The following is a 4515-nucleotide window of genomic DNA, read 5'->3' on the forward strand; positions in this document are numbered from 1 at the left end:
CCGGCAGTTTGGCAATTGGGTCGCTGCTGGTGAAGTGGACGGTGCCGGCGTAACCGGTCGCCACATTGCCGTAGGGGTCCTCCGCGGTGACCGTGACGGGCTGCGCCACCACGCCCACGGTCGTGCTTGATGGAAGGCCGGACAGGACGAACTGGCTGGCGGCGGCCGGGCTGACGGTGATCCCGGAGAGCGTGCCGGTGATGGCGGAGGTCGTCGTATCCGTCGCGGTGACCGACTGGCTGCCGGCGGTCTTGAGCGTGACCACGTTCGTGAACGTGTACGTTCCAGCGTCGCCCGCTACGAAGGTAAAGTTCGCCGGCAGTACGGCTTGGGCATCGCTGCTGGTGAACTGGATCGTGCCGGTGTACCCGGTGTCCGTCTTCCCGCTCGAGTTCTGGGCGGTGACCGTGAGGCTGAACGACGTCCCCGCCGTCTCGGCGGTCGGCGTCGCGGTCAGGACCAGCTTGTCATACGAGGCCGTGGAGGTGCCATCAAGCGAGCCGACAATCAGGTTGGCTATCGGCGAGCCCATTCCGGTGACATAATCGTAGCCGATACCGGCCGAATAGTTCGGGCTGCCGGTGCTCGTGCCGCTGGTGATGTCGTGGAAGTCGGCCGGGTTTTTGTACAGGATGTTCATCACTTCCTGCGGATTCGTGCTGTCGAGCGCCTTTTGGCCGTTCAGGGCGCGGCCTTGGTCGGCGATCGCCAGCAGCGCCGACCACTGCGGTGCCCCGGCGCTGGTGCCGCCAACCTCCCACCAGCCGCTCCCGCCCTCGTATGGGACGGAGTCATAGACGTAGACGCCGGTTGACGGCGATGCGTCATAGGCGACGTCCGGGGTGGCTCGCGCCGTCGATGTCTGCGTCACCACACCCTTCTGGTATGACGGTTGCAATTCGTCGGCGCTGGGGCCGCCGCCGCTGCCACTCCAGCCGACCTCGCTCGACCAGGCATTGCCCGGGCCGAGGGTCAAGGCCGTCCCACCGACGGACAGAACGTTCGGCGAAGCCGCCGGCCACTCGGCGGGCGCGCCGGAGTCGCCCGAGGACGCCACGAACGCCACGCCGGCATGGTCAAAGTAGCTGTCGTACCCCGCCGTCTCGCCCGAGAACTCGCCGCCGCCCCAGCTCATCGACACGACATTCGCATGGGACGCCGCGTAACTGACGGCGGCGAGCAGGTCGCTATCATAGGTGGAGCTGGCCTCGACCAGCAAGATGTTCGCCCCGGGCGCCATGGCGTGCGCCCACTCCACGTCGAGCGACTCCTCGAGCTCCCAACCGCCCGTCGGATCGCTGGCCGGATAACTCGTCGTGCCGGACTCGCTGACCCGCGTGACCGTCGTGGGGGGCAGCCCGAACTGGGTGTCGAATGTGTTCAGATCGGCCTGGATGTTCGGGTCGTCATAGGCATCGACGATGGCGATCGTCTCGCCGCTGCCCGTGCCCGCGACGCCATTGAAAGTAATGCTGTTGAATCCATATGCTTGCTGGATTTGCGCAGGAGTATACGGTGCGGAGGGCCCCCCGCCGCCGGCAAGGGACCTCACCTGGAACGTCGGGTGGGCCGACAGCGACGCTGTGCTGAGCAGCGCGCGCGGTTCGAGATCATCTATCCTCGGCTTCAAGCAACGCAGTGTCGAGGAGCGGCAACGGCGAGATCTGCGCGTTGTTCTCGAGCTCATCGGAGTATTCCCTGGATGGTGCAACGGTGGTGTGGCTTCAAGACGGCCTATTCAACGCGAAAATCGGCATGTCCCAACAAGGCCCGGTCCACCCAAGCACGAGGGCGCGGTGGAATAGTCGGGATTCCTGCGACAAGCCGGCTCTAATGGTTGTCTGGTCACGGAAGGATTGGCTGGCTGCGGGACAAGGCTCACAGCAGCATCTGACGACCCTCTCGGATCGCCCTGACCTCAGGCGCGGCAGAGCCCGAACGTCGCTACTCATGCTCGCCCCCACGACGCCGGTCGCGCATTGACCTTTGGGACTCTCGCCGCTTCAGCAATGATGCGTACTTCGGCGTCTTCCGCACGCGGGGTCGTTCTGAGAAATCGTCTGGGATAAATAATAGCTTACTCTCAGAAAGGAACGAAAGAAAGTTGCTTCCAGTGTTTTTTCGAAGACTTCGTCGCCCCGAGAAACGGCCTGCCCTCAAGCATCAAGGGATTGGAACACGAGGCCGCCGTGCCGCATCCTGATAAAAGTGATTGTTCCGGTGATCTCGTCACCGGTCGCGGCAATCCGCGGCGTGACGACCTTGTGTACCAGGCCCTGGTCAGTTATCGAGGAACGCAGGGCACATCGGGGAAGTGCGCCCCTCGGGATTCACGAAGCTGAACCGGTTCGGGGCGCATCTGGGGCTCTCTGAAGGTTTGCAATATCGCCTCCAGAGCCCTTCCATCGCGTTGCATGATTAACGAGCCATTGGGCCGTTCATGCCTCCTTTGTTGTTGCGATCAACATCGCTTGCTCAGCTACCCAGGGTGTTGCTCACGGTGCCGAAGGTGCCGCTGACGTTCGTGCCGAGTGTCGAGACGATCCCGATGCAGGCGACCAGGATCAGGGCAAGCATGACTGCGTATTCGACGGCGGTGGGTCCGTCATCGCTGGTCAGGAAACGGGAAATCAAGGTGCGAAAACGAGACATGGAACTAGCTCTCCTCGTCAGTCATCGATGCTCTCGAGGCGGAATCTCACTTCTACAAGGTTAGGCTATTATCACAACCGATGCGGTGAGGCAGTTTCACTTTTTCGGTTCGGTCTTTTTCGTGAACATCAACGGTCGTTCCCGGCCAGGTCTCGGATGATCAGGTCGCGGAGAGGTGCTGACCCAGTTCCGCGGCAGCGGTGGTCCTGGAGAGACGGCCCGGCGACGACATCGACGAGGAGGTCGACGAATGGGAATGGCGGAAGAGGATCTTCTCAATGCCCCCCGCCGCCCGGATCGTCGCCGAGCTGGTCGCCCTGGTCGTCATCGGGAGGCCCCGCTGGCCAGACGGCGGGGAATGAGAGTCATCGGGTTCACTCCCCCCCGTCCGGGTTCGGAGCGATCGACCCCGTCGGCACTGGCGGTTCAAGCTCGAGCCTCTGCACGAGCATGATGTCGATGATGTGAAGGCGTTGGTCGGGTTCCATCACGACGGCCGTGCGACCGCCCTGAAAGAGGATCCATTCCGGATGAGGAACGACGATCTGTTTGCCGTCCGCGAAGACGATCGCGAATGGCCGGAACGGCGCGGCACGGATGACCTCTTGCAAGTCTTCGGATCTCACTTCCCACCCCCTTCCTCGGAAGCCTTCCGCACCATGGTCACACCCTCCCCGGCGGTTTCTTGAACCCGTCTTCCGCAGCCATGCGGGCTAAAGCTTGATCCATCAAGCTGGACACCGTCATTCGCTTGAACTTGGCATAGGCTTGCAACCAAGCGTTGAAATCCTCAGTGACGCGGAACGCCACGGATTTCACGGTCTTCTTGGCTTTCTTGCGGGCCACTGCGGATACCCCGGGCATCGTTTCGACTCCGCAAAACGCGGTCATGAAAGGATACCACGCGGAGACGTACTCCGCACGTACAAAGACATTATACGCTCCAGGTGCATAATCCGCAACTATAGTATCACAATAATGTTGATATGCCATACGTACAATATACGCTTGGGATATGGGCCGAATGGTTCGACCACGAAACCTCCAACGGAGACGAGAATGGCATCAGGAACCAAGACCTCGGTAACCATCGGTCCCCTCGGACGGTGGGATCAATTTCGCTTGAAGCGAATGACGATCGCGGCCGATCAGGCGAAGTACCTCCTTGAGAATCACATGCCGCTTAACCAGCCCCTGATTCCCAGGCACAAGCAACGCCTGTGCAAAGTCCTCTTGGATGGGCATTGGAAAGTCAACGGTGAGACGATCATCTTCGATCGCAATGGCCATCTGAAAGACGGTCAACATCGACTCGCAGCCTGTGCGGAAACCGGCATCAGCATCGACACGGCGGTTGCGTTCGGAGTTGAGCCCGATGTCTTCGACACGATCGGGCGATGCAAGCCAAGGAGCGTAATAGACGACCTTGGTCTTGATGGCGAGATCAACGTTCTGAGCTTGGCGTCGAGCCTTCGTCTGATCTATGTCTACGACTCAGGCGAAAGGTCTCAGAACGTGATGAAGACCTCAGTGGACTCGATCACGCTTCGAGAGTTTCTGCGTGGTCATCCGGAGATAAGAAGCTCCGCGTCTTTCGCTCAGAGCGCCGGGAAAAGCGGGTGGGGTATATCCCGATCCAGCCCCGGATCGTGGGGGCGCCCCACTACCTGTTCGGCGCCAAGGAGAGGAGCACTCGGGATCGATTCTTTGAGGGCCTCGGAAGTACCGGGGTGGGGACTCGAACCCCAGACCTGCGGATTATGAGACCGCCGCTCTGACCAACTGAGCTACCCCGGCATGGGTTGAGGACATTCGGGGAATGGATTCCCGAACGTCGCGTTTGGTCATGAGTTAAACTACCAG

Annotated in this window: 6 protein-coding genes and 1 tRNA gene; 1 reads left to right on the forward strand and 6 read right to left on the reverse strand. The window is 61.2% G+C overall.

Translation table 11 applies throughout. The features are described from left to right. Both ACLP9N_RS00785 and ACLP9N_RS00790 read right to left on the reverse strand, forming a co-directional pair. The coding region (locus ACLP9N_RS00785; protein WP_442405609.1) for a S53 family peptidase at nt 1-1630 on the reverse strand (1630 nt) is incomplete at its 3' end. Nucleotides 1631-2475: 845 nt separating this feature from the next. Beyond that, nucleotides 2476-2652: a Flp family type IVb pilin gene (locus ACLP9N_RS00790; protein ID WP_442405610.1), complete on the reverse strand. Its 177-nt coding sequence runs from the start codon at nt 2650-2652 to the stop codon at nt 2476-2478. 200 nt (nt 2653-2852) lie between these two features. Here ACLP9N_RS00790 and ACLP9N_RS00795 point away from each other — a divergent pair, with 200 nt between their 5' ends. After that, nucleotides 2853-3014 (forward strand): hypothetical protein, encoded by a 162-nt coding sequence (locus ACLP9N_RS00795; RefSeq protein ID WP_442405611.1) that lies wholly within the window; start codon nt 2853-2855, stop codon nt 3012-3014. A gap of 12 nt (nt 3015-3026) precedes the next feature. On the opposite strand, the gene ACLP9N_RS00800 is transcribed toward ACLP9N_RS00795, so the two are convergent. The 4 genes from ACLP9N_RS00800 to ACLP9N_RS00815 form a co-directional block, all read right to left on the reverse strand. Then, nucleotides 3027-3278, reverse strand: a complete 252-nt coding sequence (locus tag ACLP9N_RS00800) for a hypothetical protein (protein ID WP_442405612.1) — start codon at nt 3276-3278, stop codon at nt 3027-3029. Nucleotides 3279-3315: 37 nt separating this feature from the next. Further along, nucleotides 3316-3498, reverse strand: a complete 183-nt coding sequence (locus ACLP9N_RS00805) for a hypothetical protein (protein WP_442405613.1) — start codon at nt 3496-3498, stop codon at nt 3316-3318. A 219-nt stretch (nt 3499-3717) separates the two neighbouring features. Beyond that, nucleotides 3718-3960 carry a hypothetical protein gene (locus ACLP9N_RS00810; protein WP_442405614.1) on the reverse strand — a complete coding sequence of 81 codons (243 nt, stop codon included), beginning with the start codon at nt 3958-3960 and terminating at the stop codon, nt 3718-3720. A 415-nt stretch (nt 3961-4375) separates the two neighbouring features. Then, nucleotides 4376-4449: transfer RNA gene (locus ACLP9N_RS00815), tRNA-Met, on the reverse strand. Between the last annotated feature and the right edge of the window lie 66 nt (nt 4450-4515).

It is taken from the genome of Mycobacterium sp. (assembly GCF_052144515.1).
Lineage (GTDB): Bacteria > Actinomycetota > Actinomycetes > Mycobacteriales > Mycobacteriaceae > Mycobacterium.